This is a genomic window from Streptomyces sp. NPDC051907 (genome assembly GCF_040681075.1).
Classification (GTDB): Bacteria; Actinomycetota; Actinomycetes; order Streptomycetales; family Streptomycetaceae; genus Streptomyces.
Map to the genome: position 1 here is coordinate 44,295 of NZ_JBFAYB010000052.1, position 16,996 is coordinate 61,290.

A 16,996-nucleotide genomic window follows, 5' to 3' on the forward strand; every position below is an offset into this window, starting at 1 on the left:
GCATGGAGAGTCCAAGCGCGAGCCGCGAATCTTGAGGCATGACAGAGAACACGAAGCAGAACACGGTGTTGGTGACGGCGGCGACGGGCAAGACCGGACGGCGGGTGGCGGAGCGGCTCACGGCGCTCGGAGCGACGGTGCGGGCGGGCTCGCGCAAGGGCGACGTCCGATTCGACTGGGAGGACCAGTCGACCTGGGCGGCAGCCCTGAACGGCGCGGACGCCGCGTACATCGCCTACTACCCGGACCTCGCGGCCCCCGGCGGCGCCGAGGCCATGCAGGCCTTCGGCCGGATCGCGAAGGAGAACGGGGTGCGGCGCGTGGTGCTGCTCTCCGGGCGCGGCGAGCCGGACGCGCTGGTGGCCGAGGGCGAACTGCGGTCGTCCGGACTGGATCTGACGGTCGTTCGGGCGAGTTTCTTCGCGCAGAACTTCAACGAGGGCGCGATGTACGAAGCCGTGCTCGGCGGCGAGATCCCCTTCCCGGCCGGCCAGACCGCCGAGCCCTTCATCCACGCGGACGACCTCGCGGACGTGGTGGTCGCGGCGCTCACCGAGGACGGCCACGCCGGCGTGGTCCACGAGCTGACCGGCCCCCGGCTGCTCACGTTCGAGGAGGCGGCTGCCGAGATCAGCCGCGCGACGGGCCGTCAGGTGCGCTACCTCCCGGTGTCCGCCGACGAGTACGCCGAGATGCTCCAGCACTACGGCTTCCCCGGGCCGGAGTCGGAGTGGCTGGCGGGCCTGTTCGCCATGCTGCTCGACGGGCACAACGCCCATGTGACGGACGGCGTGTACAAGGTGCTGGGCCGGGCCCCGAAGGACTTCGCGGACTTCGCCCGGGAAGCGGCCGAGTCGGGCGCCTGGAACGGGTGAGCCGCCCGCACCGGTGCTGAGCCTCCCCCGGCCGGGGGAGGCTCAGCGCTCCTTGCGGAAGGCCAGCAGTCGGTACCGGGGGTCGGGGCGGCACGTCTGGGGATCGGGCAACGCGACGAGCCGGTCGGCCAGTTCGGCCGCCGTCGCCTGGTCGTGGCCCCTGAACCAGGACGCGAAACCCCCAGCGAGCAGCGACTTCGCGGTCCCCTGCGGCGAGCGCCCCTGGCCGTGGCCGACGAAGCGAGTCTCCCCGGCGGGCTTCAGCCCGTGCGCGGCGGCGTGCCGCTCGACGAGATCCGCGCGGTCGAAGGCGTCCTCGTACGAGCGGTACGGCGCGAGCACCTCGTCGATGTCGCTGGACACGTCGTGTCCCGCGTCCTTGTCGACGGTCGCGACGAACACCCCGCCGGGCCGCAGCGCCCGTGCCGCCTCGGCCACCACGGCATCCGCCTCCCGCACCAGATGGAGCAGCCACACCGCGGAGACGGCGTCCACGGCCTCGGCGGCCAGCGGCAGCCGGCGCACGTCCGCGAGGACGACGCGGCCCACGCGCTCGGCGGCCTTGCGGGCCATGCCGTACGAGCCGTCGGCGCCCGTCACCAGCAGCCCCGGCCGGATCAGACGCTCCGTCACCAGGCCGGTGCCGCAGCCGATATCGAGCAGGGTGCGGGCTTCGGCGGGCACAAGGCCGAGGACCGCCGCGGCCGCGGCCTCGGCCCTGGGCACACCCCCTCGGGTGGCGTCGTAGGCGGCGGCCTCGGAGTCGTAGTCGAGCATGTGACCGAGGATGCCACGTGGTCCTCGCCGTGACGGAGTCGTCGAGGCGACGAGATGTGGAGGCGTGGAGGCGTCGCGGCGTGGAGGCTCAGCTCGCGCCGTGGCCCGAGGCGATGTCCTCCACGCGCTGGGCGAGCTGGAAGTCCTTCTCCGTCACCGCCCCGCCCGCGTCATGGCTGTTCATCGACAGGGCGAGGGTGTTGTAGCCGAGCGTGAGATCCGAGTGGTGGTTGAGCTCCTCCTGGATCTGCGCGATGTGCACGACCATCGCGGTGGCCGCGAAGTGGGAGGACAGGCGGTAGGAGCGGGCGATCCGGTCGCCCTCCTGGGACCAGCCGGGAAGCTCCCGCAGCCGGTCCTCGATCTCCTTCTGCGACAGCGGCTCTGTGGGCATGACCGGGATCCCTTCGGGAGACGGCAGGCGACCCGGCCACCCTATGACGTGCGATCAGCTCTGGCGACGCCACCGGCGAGCCGCGCCGGACGTGTCCCCGCGGCGCGTCGGACCTCGCTCCCCCGGATGGGCCAGAGCAGGCTCCGGCTCCTGTGTCGTGGTGCGCGGCTCACGGCTTCACTGCCTCGTACGGGGTCTCACTGCCTCGTGGGGGGGGGCTCACTGCCCCGACCGCAGGACCTGCTCGATCGTGTCGGCCTGTTCGGCGGGCTTGTCGGGGCGGTGGCGCAGCACCCGGGCGAAGCGGAGGGCGACGCCTGCGGGGTAGCGCGAGGAGCGTTGGAGTCCGTCGTAGGCGATCTCCACGACGAGCTCGGGGCGGACCTGCACGGTGTACCCGTCGTCGGCGACGGCGAGCTCGCCCAGCCGCTCCGTCTGCCAGTGCAGCATCTGGTCGGTCAGCCCCTTGAACGTCTTGCCGAGCATGACGAACGTGCCGTCGGCCGCGCGGGCGCCGAGGTGGAGGTTGGACAGGAGTCCGGTGCGTCTGCCGTGGCCGCGCTCGACGGCGAGGACGACGAGGTCGAGGGTGTGTACGGGCTTGACCTTGAGCCAGGAGCGGCCGCGGCGGCCGGCGACGTACGGCGCGTCGAGGGCCTTGACCAGGACGCCCTCATGGCCCCTGCGCAGGGTCTCGGCGAAGAACTCCTCTGCTGCGGCGACCTGTTCGGCCGACGCGGGGTCGGCGACGACGCTGCGGCGTACGCGCATGGGCTCGGGGACGAGGCGGGCGAGGACCTCGTGGCGTTCGCCGCCGGGGAGGTCGAGGACCGCCTCGCCGTCGGCGGCCAGCACGTCGAAGAAGACGGGCACCAGGGGAAGCGCGGCTCTGGCGGCGTCCACGTCGAGGCGCGAGCCGACGCGGGAGGCGATGTCCTGGAAGGCGAGGGGCCGGCCGACGGGGTCCAGGGCGATCACCTCGCCGTCCAGGATGAAGTGATCGCCCGTCATCTCGCGTGCGGCCAGGACGACGTCGGGGAGGCGGTCGGTGATGTCGTCGAGGGAGCGGGTGTAGACCCGGATCTGGTCCTGGGCGCGGTGCACCTGGACGCGGATGCCGTCGAGCTTCTCCTCGACGACGGCGGGGGCGTCGAGCGTCTGGACGGCCTCGGTCACGGACTTGGCGGTGTGCGCGAGCATCGGCTGCACGGGCACGCCGACGCGCAGGCGGAACCCGGCCAGCGCGGACGGCCCTTCGGCGAACAGGGCGCGTGCGACGCGCGGCAGCGAGCCGTCGAGCATCACGGCCCGGCGCACGTCCGCGGCCGGCGCTTCGGCGGCCTTGGCGACGGCCTCGAGCGCGATCGCGTCGAGCGCTCCCTGGCGCACCTCGCCGGTCAGCAGCCGCATCAGGAACGCCTGCTCGTCGGCGGTGGCGGCGCCCATGAGGTCGTGGACGCGCCGCTTGCGCTCGGCGGTGGAGCCGGGCCCTGAGACGTCCGCGATCCGGGACAGCGCGAGGTCGACGTCGGACACGGCGAGCGCGGGGCGCTCGGCGGGGGCGACGGGCTCCTTGAGGATGCTCCATCCGATGCCGATGCGCCCTTGGGGCAGCCGCCCGGCGAGATACGCGATGACGAGCCCGACGTGCTCGGCGTCGGTCTCCCGGAACAGCTCGGCCAGCGCGTCGATCTTCCGCGACCGCGCGGAGGTCTGGGCGACGCGCTGGGAGACCTCGGCGAGCCGGGCGATCAGCATGGCCCCATGGTCCACCGCAGGGACGGAACGCGCACGCGCGGCCGGGGGCGGGTCCGGGTTCGGTTCCGAGGGGCGGGGACGGAACGCGCACGCGCGGGCGGGGGGGTCGGGGTGCGGTTCCGAGGGGCGGGTCGCCCCTGGGAAGGGTCCGGTCCGGGGAAGGTTCGGGTCCGGTTCACGAAGGGGTCGGGTCCGGGGGGAGCAGCCCGTCCAGATACCCCTCCAGCAGCCGCAGCGCCGCCCGCCCCGTCTGCACCCCCAGCAGTGTGTACGCCGTCAGCCCGTCGACCAGGCTGATCAGCCGCATCGCCTCGTCGTCCGCGTCCCGCCCCTCCCCCAGCCCCGACTGCCTCAGCAGCTCCGCCAGCAGCGCGGCCAGCTTCGGGATCCCCTCCCGCGCCTCCCCCGCGAGCCGGTCGTCGTGCACCGCCCGGGCGAAGTACGCCGCCCCCACCAGCGTGCCCACCCTGCTCTTGTCGTCCAGCGGCAGCATTCCGACCAGGCATTCCCTGAGCACCGTCCGCGGCGGCGGCGCCTCGCCGTTCTCCCCGCCGGCCGCCGCGATCCGCTCCCTGATCCGCGCGTCCGCCAGCGTGTTGATGTGCCGCAGGGCGAAGAGCAGCATCTCGTCCTTCGTACGGAAGTAGTGCTGGAGCCGCCCCAGCGAGATGTCCGCCTCCGCGGCTACGTCCCGCAGGCTCACCCCGTCGAGCCCCCGGGTGCCGGCGATGCGCAGGAGCGCCTCCGCGATCTCCAGGCGTCTGGCTTCGTGGTCCACCTTCTTGGGCACCGGGCGGTTCCTCTCTCTCGGTTCGTCGGCTGTCAGCTCGTCGGCTCTCGCGGCTCATCGGCCCCTCCCGATGTCCGTCGGCCGACTTTTACAAGTCACTTGTACCGTTGTAACGTATCGCTATCCAATACAGTTGACTTGGAAAGCGGAGCTCCCATGTCCCTGCACGCCGCCCCACGCCTACGGCCGCCCCGCCACCAGGTCGACCCCCGGGCCCGCCGCTGGTGGACCGTCCAGGCGCTGCTGACGGTGAGCGGCCCGATGCTGCTGACCGCCGTCACGCTCGCCGGGCTCTCCGCGCTGTTCTTCGCCGGCGCGCTCCCCTGGCTCGCCCCGCTGCTGCTGGTCGTCCTCGTGGCGCCCGCGCTCGCCTATCTGACCCTCATGCCGCGCCGCCGGTACGCCGTGCACGCCTGGGAGCTGGGCACGCACTCCGTCTACGCGGCCGGCGGCTGGCTCTGGCAGCAGCGCAGGATCGCCCCGCTGTCCAGGGTGCAGACCGTCGACACGGTCCGCGGCCCGCTCCAGGCGCGGTACGGACTGGCCACGCTCACCGTCACCACCGCCTCCACCGCCGGCGACGTCAAGATCTCCGGGATCCGCGAGGCCGACGCCGAGGAGCTCGCGCGACTCATCGGCGAGGCCGCCGAGACCGTCCCCGGGGACGCCGCATGACGACGACCGCCGCCGCCTGGCGCCGCCCCGACGCCCGTACCCTGCTCGTGCACTGCGGCTGGCTCGCCCCGCCGCTCGCCTCGCTCGCCCTCACCGCGCTCGCCACCGGCGGCGCGATACCCGTGGGCGCCCTGATCACGCTGGCCGCCCTCGCCGTCTCGTTCGCCGTCGTCACCGCCGTAGGCCTGCTCAGCTGGTCCCGCACGGGCTATCAGGTCACCGCCGACGCGTTCGTCGTACGCAGCGGAGTACTGAGCCGCAGCGTGCGCACCGTCCCGCTCCACCGCGTCCGCAGCGTGGACCTGACCGCCACCCCGCTGCACCGGCTGCTGGGCCTCGCCGTCGTCCGGGCGGGCGCCTCCGCGTCGGGCGAGGGCAGGGGCGAGATCGTCCTCAACTCCGTGGCCGCGCCCGAGGCGCACCGGCTGCGCGCCGCCCTGCTCGCCCGCGCCGAGGCCGGCGCGGCGGCCCACGACCCCGTCCTCAGCCGCGTCGACTGGCGGTGGCTGCGCTACGCCCCGCTGACGTTCTGGGTCGTCGGCGGCGTGGGCGTCGTCGTGGGCACGGTCTACCGCGTGCTGGACGGCTTCGGCGTCGAGCTGTGGCGCGTCGGCTTCGTCAGGGACGCGTTCACGGAGTTCGGCCACAGCATGCTCTGGCTGACCGTCCCCGGGGCGCTGCTCGCCGTGCTCGCCCTCGGCTCGATCGGCGCGCTGGCGATGTACGTCGAGAACTGGTGGGGCTACAGCGCGACCTGGACCGACGAGCGCACCCTGACCGTGCGCCGCGGGCTGCTGACCACACGCTCGGTCTCCATCGAGCGCGCCCGGCTGCGCGGCGTGGCGCTCCGCGAGCCGCTGCTGCTGCGGGCCGGCGGCGGCGCGAGCGCGGCGGCCGTCGCGGGCGGGCTCGGCGACAGCGAGGAGACCCGCGCGCGCAGCGCCCTGCTCCCGCCCGCGCCGCGCGAGGAGGCGCTGCGCGTCACCGCGGGCGCGCTCCGCACGGCCGAGCACCCCTTCACCGCGGCCCGCCTCACGCCCCATCCCCGGGCCGCGCTGCGCCGCAGGCTGACGCGCGGGCTGCTGTTCGCCGTCGCTCCGGCCACGGCCGCGCTCCTGGCGCTCGGGCTGCTGCTGACGCCCGTCCTGCTGACCGTCGCCTGGATCTACGCGCTGGTCGCGGCGGCTACGGTGTGGCTGCTGGCCCGGGACGCGTACCGCAGTCTCGGCCATGCGCTGCACGGCGCCCATTTCCTGGTGCGGGCGGGCACGTTCAGCCGGGAAACGGTCGCCCTGGAGCGGGACGCGATCATCGCCTGGACCTTCGTCAGCTCTCCTTTCGGCCGCCGCAACGGACTCCTCACGCTCACCGCCGCGGTCGGGGCGGGCGAACACGGCTACCACGTCCGGGACATGGCGGCCGATCAGGCCGTCGCCTTCGCCTCCGTCGCCGCCCCGGGAATCCTGGAGGAGTTCCTGGAGCGGCCGGCCGGCCAGCGGCCTGTCGGCTGACAGCCCGTCAACCAGCATTGACCGTCGCCCAACAGGCAGCCGGCCAGAGCTTCTAGCACACGGGACCCGCGCGCAACGGCCGGGTCCGGTCTCCCCACGATTCACCCAACTCCCCTAGCCTTCACGTCGACTTGATCGAACTGATCGAACTGATCGAACGAAAGCAAAGGCAGGGGACCATGGGGAAGCTTTCGCGCGCGGCCGTGACGACGACCGTCGCGGCCGGGCTGCTCGCCGTCGCGCTCGCTCCGACCGGGACGGCCGCGCCCCGGGCAGCGGATCCGGGGCAGCTGCCCTACTCGGCAACGACCGGGGTCGGCGTCCACAACGCGTACGAGAAGGCGAAGTACCCGTACTTCGCCGACGCGCTCGACTCCGGGGCGGGGATGCTGGAGGTCGACGTCTGGACCAACGCGTTCGGCAGATCGTGGCGGGTCTCGCACAGCAACCCGATAGGCAACAACAACAACTGCGAGAACGCGGCCAACGCGGCCCAGCTGCGCACCAAGTCCCGCAACCAGGACCTCGGCGGCTGTCTCGCCGACATGAAGGCCTGGCACGACGCCAACCCCGGCCACCGGCCCATCCTCATCAAGATGGAGCTCAAGGACGGCTTCCAGGCCAAGCACGGACGCGGTCCCGCCGCCCTCGACGCGCTCCTCGCCGCCCGCCTCGGCGACGCCCTGTACCGCCCGCGCGACCTGGCCGGCGGGCACCCGGACCTGGACACGGCCGTACGGACGAACGGCTGGCCCGCCCGCTCCGCGCTCGCCGGCAAGTTCATCGTCGAGCTGATCCCCGGCACGGTCGAGGAGGGCAACCCGCTGGACTCGCTGTGGACCGACCGCGAGTACGCCCAGCATCTGCGGGACCTCAAGGCGGCGGGCCGGCTGGGCGAGGCGGGGGCGTTCCCCGCGGTCCACGGCGCGGCCGCCGGCGACCCGCGCACCCGGTACGCCGACGCCTCGATCCGCCCCTGGTTCGTCGTCTTCGACGGGAGCGCGGGCACCTACGCGGGCGGCTCGATCGACACCGCCTGGTACGCCAGGAACCGCTATCTCGTGGTCATGACCGACGCTCACAGCGTGGCGCCCGCGATCGACGGCACCAACCCGACCGAGGCCCAGGCGCGCGACCGGCTGTCCCTGCTGGCGGGCCGTCACGCGAACGTCGTCTCGGCCGACTGGTTCCCGCTGCCCTCCGTGCTCGCCACGGTGGTGCCGCGCGGGACCGGCGAGTAGGCGAAACCGGCACACACGCCGAAAGGGGACCGAGTTCACGGGAACCCACGTGATGGTTTACCGTTCATCTATACGTGGGTGTGACGGTGACCGCCCGCACGCTGACCGCCCCGGCCGGAAACCCCCGTCCGGCCGGGGCTTCTCACCTCCGCCCGCCGAGCGCGGACGGCGATTTCCGGACACAGATCGATCCCGGGTCGACGGTGGGCCGTAGGGGGGCGAGGGAAGCGGCAGGGGTGCGCTGGGCCGTCGGGCTCGCGGAGCCGCACGCCTTCGGCTTCTTCAGCTTCTCCTGCTTCCGCTGCGCCTGCTTCTGCTTCTGCTCGGGCTCATGCTTCGGTTTCGTCGCGTGCGACGGCTTGGGCGTCGACTTGGGCGTCGGCTTCGGCTTCGCTGACGCGGCCGAGGGGGTCAGGCTCGACGGCGCTGGCGACGGCGATACCGACGCGGATGCGGGCGGTGGTACGGGCAGGGCCGGGGGCGCGGACGTCGTCGGCTCGACCGGGGGCTCAGGCTCGTCAGGCACGAGCGGAACGACGGGCGCCACCGGTTCGACGGGCTCGACGGGTACCAGGGGCGCCGCGGGCTCCTCCGGTACGGCCGTCTCCACCGGCAGCGCCGGCAGCGCAGGCGCCTCCGCCTCGTCCGGCAGCGCCGCGTCGTCCGGCGCCTCGGGCAGCGCGGGCGCCTCGGGCAGCTCCGCCTCGACGGGCGCCTCCGCCGGGTCCTCCGGCACGTCGGGGACCTCCGCCTCCTCGGGCGCGTCCGGGATGGCGGGAACCTCCGAGTCCGCCTCCTCCAGGAGTTCGGCGGGCGCGGACTCCTCCGGGTCCACGGGCGGCGCGGGCGGCTTCTCCTCGGCCGGCGCGTCCGGGTCCAGCAGCGGACGCGACGCCGAGGCAGACCCGCCCCGGTCCGCCGCGTCGGCCGTCGAGGCGTCCGAGCCCCGCAGCGCCAGGCCCGCGGCGACCGCGACACCCGCGACGGTCACCGTCACCGCCGCCGCGCCGATCGCGACGGCCGGGACCTTGCCACCGCCGGCCAGCACACGGCGTACGGACTCCCAGCGACCGCCGCGCCCGGCCTCATCCGCCGCCTCGGCCTCCGGGCCGCCCAGGAAGAACATCAGCAGCGCGGGCCGCAGCAGCGCATCGAACCCCTCGTCCGCGCGGGCGAGCACGGCCGCTCGCGTCCGGCATCCCCCGCACCCCGCCATATGCGCTCGCAGCTCGCTCGACCGCTCGGGTGATCCCCACGCCCCGCCCGCCGCCCTCGCCGGCACCCGCTCCCAGTACGTCCCGCACGCCGGGTCTGCCGGCGCCCCGGGGTACGCCCGCAGGAACGCCTGCCGCGCCCCCTCCCGCGCCCGCTCCAGCACCATCGCCGTCGCCGGGGGCGCCGTGCCTATGCGCCCGCCGACCGCGTCGGGAGGCTGCCCCTCCACCTCGGCCAGCCAGAGCGCCTCGACCCAGCGCTTCGGCAGCCCGCCCAGCACGTCCGCGAGGCTGCGCACCGCGGCGGTCAGATGCGCCGGCGCCGTGGGACCTTCGGGCATGGCGGGACTCCTGTGACTCGGGGACGCCTGCGTGAAATCTCACACTCTGCGATCACGCCTTCACCGTCCGAGTCTGGGCGACACCGGCGCCCGCTGCCACCGCTGGCCGCGGAACTGCCCGCTCCGGGCCCGTGGCCCCCGCCGAGCCGGTCCGTGTCCAGACCTCGGTCCTCGACCGTGCGCCGGGCCGCGCCCGCGCATCCCCCACTCGGCGTATTACGGTCGCGGTATGACAACTGTCGCGCCCGACATGAGAGTAGGGCAGCTGCTGCGCGGCTGGCGCGAGCAGCGCCGGATCAGCCAGCTCGAGCTGGCCCTGCGCGCGGACTCCTCGGCCCGCCACATCAGCTTCATCGAGACGGGACGCTCGCGCCCCAGCGAGGAGATGATCCTGCGCCTCGCGGAGCACCTGGACGTCCCCATGCGGGAGCGCAACGCCCTGCTGCTGGCGGGCGGCTACGCGCCGCAGTACACCGAGACCGCCCTCGACGACCCGGCGATGGGCGCCCTGCGCGAGGGCATCAAGGCGCTGCTGGAGGGCTACGAGCCGTATCCGGCGCTCGTCGTCGACGCTACGTACACGGTGGTAGCGGCGAACCGAGGCATCGCGATGCTCATGGAAGGCCTGCCGGAGCACCTGATCACACCGCCCGTCAACGCCGTACGGATCACCCTCCACCCCGAGGGCCTCGCCTCCCGCATCCGCAATCTGCCGCAGTGGCGCGGCCACCTGCTGGCCCAGATGGAGCGCCAGATCGCGCTGGTCCGCTCCGACGCGCTGCGCGAGCTGTACGACGAGGTCGCCGCCTATCCCCTCGCCGAGACCGGCGCCGACGGGGGACACGGCACCGAGCACGGCGAGGACGAGGCGGAGCACGCGTACTTCGCGCTTCCGCTGCGGATCGAGCACGACGGCCGGGTGCTGTCCTTCGTGTCGTCGATCTCGACGTTCAACACGCCTATGGACGTCACCGTCGCCGAGCTGGCCATAGAGACGCTGCTCCCGGCCGACCCGGCGACGGTCGCCTACCTTCAGTCGCTCACGCCCTAGCGCCCGCCCGCAGCGCGGACCACTGGAGCACGGCGAATCCGCCGACGACCAGCGCCTGCATCGGTATCCACACGGCGCCGGCGGTCGTCGGCTCGAACCAGAACGCCAGGGCGGCGACGCTCCCGACGACCCAGAGCAGATTGACGTCGACGACCACCTTCACCGCCGTCGGGGCGGGCTCCGGCCGCGAGGCGAGAGCGCCGACTCCGGCCGCGAACAGGGTGAGGAGGACGCCCAGTTCGACCAGGAGGGTCGAGTCGACGCCCAGCAGCCGGCCGAGCGGCCCGGAGGCGAGAGCGTACGCCAGTCCGTTGGCGCCGGTGACGACGGCGTCGAGCGCGAGCAGGCGGCGCAGCATGGTCTTCGGCTCGGTGGTACGGGAGATGCCGGCGAGCAGGGCAGCGGACATGGCGGATCAGCCTCCATCGAGGGCAAAGGGCCGGTCGGTGACCCGGAGCTCGGACGGAGTGCGCCGCCCGAGTTCCGGTAGCGCAAGCCTGCCCGGCGCCGCGGACGGGGTCGATTACCGCAGAGGTAATGGTGAGCGTGGATCCCTGCCCAGGTCACAGCCCCCTCCCCCAGCGCACACGAGCCACGGGGAGCCAGACAGGGAGCCACTGCCCGGTTAGCGCGGCCGTTCGCACTCCTGTCTCGTCCTCTCGCCGCCACTCGCTCTGAAGATGTCGTCCATCGCTTCCGCACCCGATGTGATCACCGGACGCAGCTGCTTGCGGTACACGCGCTCAGTGGTGGTGCTGCCGCTATGGCCCACGACGCGAGCGATGACCTCGATCGGGATTCCGTGGTCCGACAGGAGCGACACAAAGCTCGTGCGCAGCATCCGCGTCCGTATCGGCGTCACCAGTACGCGACGGCGTCACTGATCAAGGTCGACGTGACGACGCTGTGGGAGGACTCCCGCACGGTCGAAAGCTCCTCGGACCTGAGCAAAGCCGAGATCGTCACCGTCTACCCGCATCGCCATATGGTCCCCGGGGAGTTGTAGCGCGAGATCTACGCGCGGGCTCAGTCGCACATCGACGTTCTCGTGTACTCCGGACTGTGGCTGTCGGAGGATCCGCTCTTCCATGACCTACTCAAGGCCAAAGTGCAGGGGAACGCACAGGTGCGCATCCTGCTCGGGGACCCGGACTGCGCCGCGGTCAAGCAGCGCGGCATAGACGAGGGTCACCAGATCATGGACGGGAAGATTCGCAATGCGCTGATGAACTATCGGCCGCTGTTCGGCAGCCATCCTGACATCGCCTTCCGGCTGCATGACGCGACGCTCTACAACTCCCTGTTCCGAGCCGATGACGAGATGCTGGTGAACACCCACGTCTACGGGATCGGTGCGTACATGGCACCTGCGCTCCATCTGCGACGAATGCCGGGTGGAGGACTCTTCGACACGTACGCGAATGGCATCGAGCAGACCTGGGGAGGCGCGCGCCAGGTAACGGACCACGACCTCATGGGAGCTTGAGCATGGGACGCATTGACTACCTCCACGACCCGGACGCCCCGCCGGCGAACTCCGTAGTGCCGTCCGTTGTTGCGTTCGTCCAGAACGACGCGGGCGAGGTGCTCGTCATCCAGCGTTCCGACAACGGCCGGTGGGCACTCCCCGGCGGCGGGCACGACGTCGGGGAATCCATCAGCGACACGGTGGTACGCGAGGTCTGGGAAGAGACCGGCATCAAGGCCGAGGTCGTCGACATGTCCGGGATCTATACGGACCCTGGCCACGTGATGCTGTACGACGACGGCGAGGCGCGGCAGCAGTTCAGCATCTGTTTCCGGGCGCGGCCGATCGGCGGGGACGTTCGTACGAGCGACGAGACGACACAGGTCCGCTGGGTCGCCCCAGCGGACCTAGCCGAACTCGACATCCACCCGACGATGCGGCTGCGCATCGAGCATGCGATGGATCGGGCGCGGTCGGCTCCCTACATCGGCTGACGCTTGGCCGCGGAAACCCGCTCCAATACGCGGGCCGTGCTGGCCAGGATCTCCGGTTCAGCACGGCGGATGAACGTGCCAATGAGGCTGTCTGGCCCGTACCGCCCGGCGATCTCGTTCACCCGATCCACTGGATTGGTGGGCGTGCCGTCGGGAGTCGTGTTCATGTCGCAGTAGCAGAGAGCGTCGTTGAGATGCGCGTGCTCTCTAGGAAACTCGGCCTCCAGCTCATCGCGCAGGCCGCGCGCCTCGGCTTCCATCCAGGCGCAGGAGTGATGGGCAACGAGGCGTACGACGCGTGCGTCTGCGTCGGCGATATCCCGCAGGTACCGCGCGCCGTCCAGCGGGTGGAAGCCGGTCTTGGCGAGGTCCGGGGCGTATCCGATGTCGTGGAGCACGGCCGCTGCTTCTAGAAGGTCAGCGTCTGCACCGAGGATGGGGGCGACGGTGCGCGCTCGCTCTGCCACCCCCAGCGAGTGTTTCCACCGCCGCGGCAGCGGGTCGGCCAGCAGCGATTCGGCGAGGGGGTAAGCCCACTCTGTCAGTTCCGTTGCACTCACAGCGTGGAACGCTCCTCTCGGTCCGGCAGGGCCAACACAGTGCGCTGCTTCCCTTGCCGCGCCTCCGAAAGCAGCCCGGCAGCTTCGAGCTTGCCGAGCGCCTTGGTCACGGTCGGGCGCGAGACACCAAACCGTGTGGCGAGCGCGGACGTGCTGGGGAACGAGGCACCCACCACGATGCCGTCTCTCGTGATCACATCAGCGAGCTGCTCGGCCAACGACCGGCGGTCGAAGCTCTGCCCTTCCCGAACCACGCGCCACCGCCCGCCCGGCGCCGGTTCGGCCAATCCCTCCTGCCGAAGCACGTTGAAGGCCCGGAGCGCGACGCCCCGAGACACCCCGTGCTCCTCCATGAGGGTCGCGAGCGTCGGCAACTCCGCCATCTCTGGCTTGGCCTGAATCTCCGCCTTCATGACATCCGCGATCTGTGCGAAGGTCCCCCGAGGGCTGGCCTGCTGCGACACACGCTCTCTTCTCCCTACGTGCCGTTGTCGACCTCAAGCCTCGCATGGGCCGGCGCGCGGTCGACAGCTCGCCAGCGCGGCGCTGGCGTCTGAGGTGCAACTCCCATTCTCTGGATCGATGGCCGTCGCGCCCACACCCTGCCGCGACGATACGCGTGCCTCGACACGGGGGAGTTTTCCCTACTTCACTAGGGGCTCGCCCGCCGCATGGGGCCACAGCTACAGCCACGGCCCGCATGTGGGAAACCCTCCAAAGCCTCGAAGCCGTCGGTATGGACGTTGTTGACCGATCTGGGTAGAGCTACAGATCAGGAGATCAACGTTCCCCGCCCCCGTTGGTCACAGTGCCTGGCAAAATCACTCGTACAGGCGGCGAGGTAGGGGGATGCTCGATGGGGAGCCAGTTGCGTGTCGGTGAAGTGCTGCGGTCCTCGCAGAACAGGGATCCGTCTGTCGCGGTCATGGACGGCTACCCGAACATCCACTACCTCACGGCCTCGAAAGTCCTCGCGCAGGTGCAGCTGAGCAAAGGAATCAACCCAATCGCGAAGGTCAAGACTGCTGGTGTTGCGCGGCGTCCGGCGATCCTCATTCGTTCGAGCCCATGGAAAGCCGGAACGGCCGAGACTCCCTGGCACGATGTGTTCGACCTGGACAACGGGCGCGTCCGCTACTTCGGTGACCATCGCGTCGACCACACCGTCCCCGTGGGCACTACGCAGGGCAATGCCGTCTTATTGGAAGCCTGGACCAGCCACAAAGCGACGACCGCGCCACAGCGGGCCTTGGCCGCACCACTGCTCGTCTTCGCAACGGTCACTCGCAACAAGACCCCCAAGGGGTACGTTCAATTCTGCGGCTTGGCAGTCATAGAGCACGCTGAGCAGCTCGAACAGCACGACAAGGGCCAGCCCTTTCCCAACTATCTATATGAGCTGGCCCTTCTGGACCTGCGCACGGAAGATGACCAGGTCGATTGGGCCTGGATCGAGGCGCGGGGCGATCGGAGGCTCTCAGCCGGCGAGGCGCTGGAGCGTGCCCCGCTCGCTTGGCGGCGTTGGGTGGAGAGTGGCCAGGCCGTCCGCCCAGAGGTACACCAGCGATCCGATCGCCTTCAGGAACCCGAGGCTCATTCTCGTTCCGCCGGCGACAGGCGCTCGGATGAAGACGCGTTAATCCCTGCGCCTCGGCGGCCTAACGACGGGACAGCGTCTCGCGCCGAGAAAGACGAAGCGCGGCAGGAGCTCGCCCCTAGATTGCTCGTTGAGAAGCTGAAGAGCCTCAGGCTCCATCTGCAGAACGGCCGTCAGAGTCGGCACAAGCCTTTGGCACTGCTGTGGGCTATCGCCAGGATCGGCCGCGGGGAGTCGCGGCTCGCCCCCTGGCAGGAGTTCCGTAGCGAGGTTGGCGGGCTGTTGGTCGAGTTTGGTCTTCCCACTTCATCCTCAACCCCGGAGTATCCCTTCTGGCATCTGCGGACGAGCGAACTGTGGGAGGTCCATGGCGTCCCGTCCGCGCAAGCGGGCACGCCCAGCGCCGCAGCCTTTGACAGATCCAACCCCAAGGCAGGGGTCACCGAGCAAGCCGCCCAGTTGTTGAGGGATCCGTTCGTACGTAACCAGGCGATCGCTGTTCTCCGGGAGACGTACCTCGCAGATTTCGATCAGCACGCTCTGATGGAGCGACTTGGGCTGGCCGGTCATGAGAGCGCGAGCGGTGTCGAGGCTGGCTCAAAGGAGCAGGAACATCAGGGCCCTGCCGCTCGCCGCACCACGAATACCTCGCGACTTGTGCGCGACACGAAACTGGCGACCAAGATCAAGGAGATGCACGCCGATCACTGCCAGGTCTGTGGAATACAGCTGGCGACACGGTTCGGCACGTACAGCGAGGCGGCCCACATCCGCGGTCTTGGCCAGCCGCACAACGGACCCGACGAGCTTGCCAACCTGTTGGTGCTGTGCCCCAATCACCACGTGCAGTTCGACACGTTGGCTATCTACATCGATCCGGACGGCATCGTCCGCTCGACTGCGGATGGCAGTCAATCGGGCGAGCTCCGCCGGCTACCGGAGCACCGGATCAGCGAGACCCATCTCCGCTATCAGCGCGCTCTATGCGGCAGGAACACACCGGACCAGGAGGCGCGCGGCTAGGCCACCGCTCCTCTTGTAGAAGGTGGCTTAACCCATAGTGAGTACCCCTCCCAATCCCCCGGTGGTTTCTCATCGAGGCGCCGCGAACCCGTGGGGAGCCAAACTGGGAACCACACTCGGCGACACCAATCGGACCCTCCCCGGCTTCCACGGACGGTCGCTCCCCGTTCTAGCTCTAGATGGGCCCGTACCACCCCCGCTTCCTGAGCCCTCTCTCACCCCTGCCCTACCGCAGGGGTAATGCGGGGCCGGACGCGGGGAGTCGGCGCAGAGGACCCCGAGCAGCACCGGGCGGAGGGTCCGTCCGGCGCGGGCGCGGAAGCCCCACCAGCGCCGGGCGGCAGGTCCCGACCAGCGCCGAGCTGGGGATCCCGACCAGCGCCGGCGCGTAGCGTCCCGGCGCCGGGACGCCTGCGTTCCTGGGCAATCCCCCGCGCCCGCGGCTCCGAATAGGACGCGTGTGGGCGCGCCGGACGGCGGTGTGCCCGACCTGGCTGCTGGGGGAGCGCAGGTGGGAGCGTTCATCGGGGTACGCGTGCTGGCACAGGACGGGAGGCAGGTGTGGGTCGCGGTGAGCGGCCGGCTGGCCAGGACCACCGCGCCGGTGCTGGCACATGCGCTGCGGCTGCGCGAGGCCGAGGGGTTCGCCTCTCTCTTCGTGGACGTCACCTCGCTCGGCGACGACCGCGAACTGGCCCCGGGCGAGTTATGGGAGGCGTTCCCGGACGGCAGGCGGCTGGCGTTCCACATCATCGGCCCCGTCGAGGGCCTGGGGTCGCCTCCCGGCCGCGACCCCCGGTTCGTCTTCCATCCGGACACCGCCTCGGCGTGGCGCACCTGGATGGGAGCGCCGGATCAGTGCGCGGCGGTGGACCTGGTCCCGTGACGGGTCGCCTCAGGCGGCGCCGTCGTCCCGCGCCGGGCGGCGGGCCTCGGGCGACGCCTCGGCCGCCGGGTCGGCGCCGCCGAGGGCGTCGGCGCGTCCGTGCTCCTCGTGTTCGGCGGAACGGGCGACTTCGGCGCGGATCATCGCGTTGAGCGCGGCGAAAGGGTCGATGGGCATGGCTGTGCACCTCGTGGCGTGATGTGGCTGATGGCTGCTCGAACGGGCCGGACTCGGCGAACGCCGGGTCTCTCAGCAGCGCAGGACAGCGCAGCGCACAGCCCGCGGCGGCAGCGGGGGCCACGCCGGGCGCAGGGCCGAGGGGCGGTACGCGCCCGGGCGGG

Annotated in this window: 19 protein-coding genes and 1 pseudogene; 10 read left to right on the top strand and 10 right to left on the bottom strand. The window is 71.4% G+C overall.

Annotated features, from left to right (window positions below; genetic code table 11):
* The first annotated feature begins 38 nt into the window (after window positions 1–38).
* Window positions 39–875, top strand: a complete 837-nt coding sequence (locus AB0M39_RS24995) for an NAD(P)H-binding protein (protein ID WP_365368003.1) — start codon at window positions 39–41, stop codon at window positions 873–875.
* A 42-nt stretch (window positions 876–917) separates the two neighbouring features.
* Here AB0M39_RS24995 and AB0M39_RS25000 read toward each other — a convergent pair whose 3' ends face one another.
* The 4 genes from AB0M39_RS25000 to AB0M39_RS25015 form a co-directional block, all read right to left on the bottom strand.
* Window positions 918–1,652 carry a class I SAM-dependent methyltransferase gene (locus AB0M39_RS25000; RefSeq protein WP_365368005.1) on the bottom strand — a complete coding sequence of 245 codons (735 nt, stop codon included), beginning with the start codon at window positions 1,650–1,652 and terminating at the stop codon, window positions 918–920.
* An 88-nt stretch (window positions 1,653–1,740) separates the two neighbouring features.
* A complete protein-coding gene (locus AB0M39_RS25005; protein WP_365368007.1) occupies window positions 1,741–2,046 on the bottom strand; it encodes a 4a-hydroxytetrahydrobiopterin dehydratase in 306 nt (101 codons plus the stop codon).
* Window positions 2,047–2,265: 219 nt separating this feature from the next.
* Window positions 2,266–3,804: an ATP-dependent DNA ligase gene (locus AB0M39_RS25010; protein WP_365368009.1), complete on the bottom strand. Its 1,539-nt coding sequence runs from the start codon at window positions 3,802–3,804 to the stop codon at window positions 2,266–2,268.
* A gap of 175 nt (window positions 3,805–3,979) precedes the next feature.
* Entirely contained in the window at window positions 3,980–4,594 is a 615-nt protein-coding gene (locus AB0M39_RS25015) for a TetR family transcriptional regulator C-terminal domain-containing protein (protein ID WP_365368011.1), read from the bottom strand.
* Window positions 4,595–4,750: 156 nt separating this feature from the next.
* Here AB0M39_RS25015 and AB0M39_RS25020 point away from each other — a divergent pair, with 156 nt between their 5' ends.
* The 3 genes from AB0M39_RS25020 (at window position 4,751) to AB0M39_RS25030 (ending at window position 8,021) form a co-directional block, all read left to right on the top strand.
* A complete protein-coding gene (locus AB0M39_RS25020) occupies window positions 4,751–5,269 on the top strand; it encodes a PH domain-containing protein (protein ID WP_365368013.1) in 519 nt (172 codons plus the stop codon).
* Window positions 5,266–6,780, top strand: coding sequence for a PH domain-containing protein (locus tag AB0M39_RS25025; protein WP_365368015.1), 1,515 nt, complete (start codon window positions 5,266–5,268; stop codon window positions 6,778–6,780). The genes AB0M39_RS25020 and AB0M39_RS25025 overlap by 4 nt, the downstream gene beginning before the upstream one ends.
* Window positions 6,781–6,959: 179 nt before the next feature.
* Window positions 6,960–8,021, top strand: coding sequence for a phosphatidylinositol-specific phospholipase C domain-containing protein (locus AB0M39_RS25030; protein ID WP_365368017.1), 1,062 nt, complete (start codon window positions 6,960–6,962; stop codon window positions 8,019–8,021).
* Window positions 8,022–8,163: 142 nt separating this feature from the next.
* Here the strand turns inward: AB0M39_RS25030 and AB0M39_RS25035 are convergent, their stop codons facing one another.
* Window positions 8,164–9,576: a hypothetical protein gene (locus AB0M39_RS25035; protein ID WP_365368019.1), complete on the bottom strand. Its 1,413-nt coding sequence runs from the start codon at window positions 9,574–9,576 to the stop codon at window positions 8,164–8,166.
* A 229-nt stretch (window positions 9,577–9,805) separates the two neighbouring features.
* Between AB0M39_RS25035 and AB0M39_RS25040 the strand changes: the two genes are divergently transcribed.
* Window positions 9,806–10,627, top strand: a complete 822-nt coding sequence (locus AB0M39_RS25040; RefSeq protein WP_365368020.1) for a helix-turn-helix transcriptional regulator — start codon at window positions 9,806–9,808, stop codon at window positions 10,625–10,627.
* On the opposite strand, the gene AB0M39_RS25045 is transcribed toward AB0M39_RS25040, so the two are convergent.
* Window positions 10,617–11,036, bottom strand: coding sequence for a hypothetical protein (locus AB0M39_RS25045; RefSeq protein WP_365368021.1), 420 nt, complete (start codon window positions 11,034–11,036; stop codon window positions 10,617–10,619). The two genes, AB0M39_RS25040 and AB0M39_RS25045, sit on opposite strands and share 11 nt — an antisense overlap.
* A 216-nt stretch (window positions 11,037–11,252) precedes the next feature.
* A pseudogene (locus tag AB0M39_RS25050) lies at window positions 11,253–11,471 on the bottom strand (site-specific integrase); the annotation flags it as partial.
* Between AB0M39_RS25050 and AB0M39_RS25055 the strand changes: the two are divergent.
* The 3 genes from AB0M39_RS25055 to AB0M39_RS25065 are packed head-to-tail and all read left to right on the top strand — an operon-like array spanning window position 11,391 to window position 12,589.
* Entirely contained in the window at window positions 11,391–11,633 is a 243-nt protein-coding gene (locus tag AB0M39_RS25055) for a hypothetical protein (RefSeq protein ID WP_365368045.1), read from the top strand. The pseudogene AB0M39_RS25050 and the gene AB0M39_RS25055 sit on opposite strands and share 81 nt — an antisense overlap.
* Before the next feature lie 42 nt (window positions 11,634–11,675).
* Window positions 11,676–12,113 carry a hypothetical protein gene (locus AB0M39_RS25060; protein ID WP_365368023.1) on the top strand — a complete coding sequence of 146 codons (438 nt, stop codon included), beginning with the start codon at window positions 11,676–11,678 and terminating at the stop codon, window positions 12,111–12,113.
* A 2-nt stretch (window positions 12,114–12,115) separates the two neighbouring features.
* Window positions 12,116–12,589: an NUDIX domain-containing protein gene (locus AB0M39_RS25065; protein WP_365368025.1), complete on the top strand. Its 474-nt coding sequence runs from the start codon at window positions 12,116–12,118 to the stop codon at window positions 12,587–12,589.
* On the opposite strand, the gene AB0M39_RS25070 is transcribed toward AB0M39_RS25065, so the two are convergent.
* Both AB0M39_RS25070 and AB0M39_RS25075 read right to left on the bottom strand, forming a co-directional pair.
* Window positions 12,577–13,149, bottom strand: a complete 573-nt coding sequence (locus AB0M39_RS25070; protein WP_365368027.1) for an HD domain-containing protein — start codon at window positions 13,147–13,149, stop codon at window positions 12,577–12,579. The two genes, AB0M39_RS25065 and AB0M39_RS25070, sit on opposite strands and share 13 nt — an antisense overlap.
* On the bottom strand, window positions 13,146–13,613 hold the full coding sequence (locus tag AB0M39_RS25075) for a GntR family transcriptional regulator (protein ID WP_365368029.1): 468 nt from the start codon (window positions 13,611–13,613) through the stop codon (window positions 13,146–13,148). Before AB0M39_RS25075 ends, AB0M39_RS25070 begins: the two co-directional genes overlap by 4 nt.
* A gap of 392 nt (window positions 13,614–14,005) precedes the next feature.
* On the opposite strand from AB0M39_RS25075, the gene AB0M39_RS25080 reads away from it, so the two are divergent.
* Together AB0M39_RS25080 and AB0M39_RS25085 are read left to right on the top strand one after the other, a co-directional pair.
* Entirely contained in the window at window positions 14,006–15,769 is a 1,764-nt protein-coding gene (locus tag AB0M39_RS25080; RefSeq protein ID WP_365368031.1) for an HNH endonuclease, read from the top strand.
* Window positions 15,770–16,280: 511 nt separating this feature from the next.
* Complete coding sequence (locus tag AB0M39_RS25085) at window positions 16,281–16,655, top strand: hypothetical protein (protein WP_365368033.1); 375 nt, start codon at window positions 16,281–16,283, stop codon at window positions 16,653–16,655.
* Window positions 16,656–16,664: 9 nt separating this feature from the next.
* Here AB0M39_RS25085 and AB0M39_RS25090 read toward each other — a convergent pair whose 3' ends face one another.
* Entirely contained in the window at window positions 16,665–16,832 is a 168-nt protein-coding gene (locus tag AB0M39_RS25090; RefSeq protein ID WP_365368035.1) for a hypothetical protein, read from the bottom strand.
* Between the last annotated feature and the right edge of the window lie 164 nt (window positions 16,833–16,996).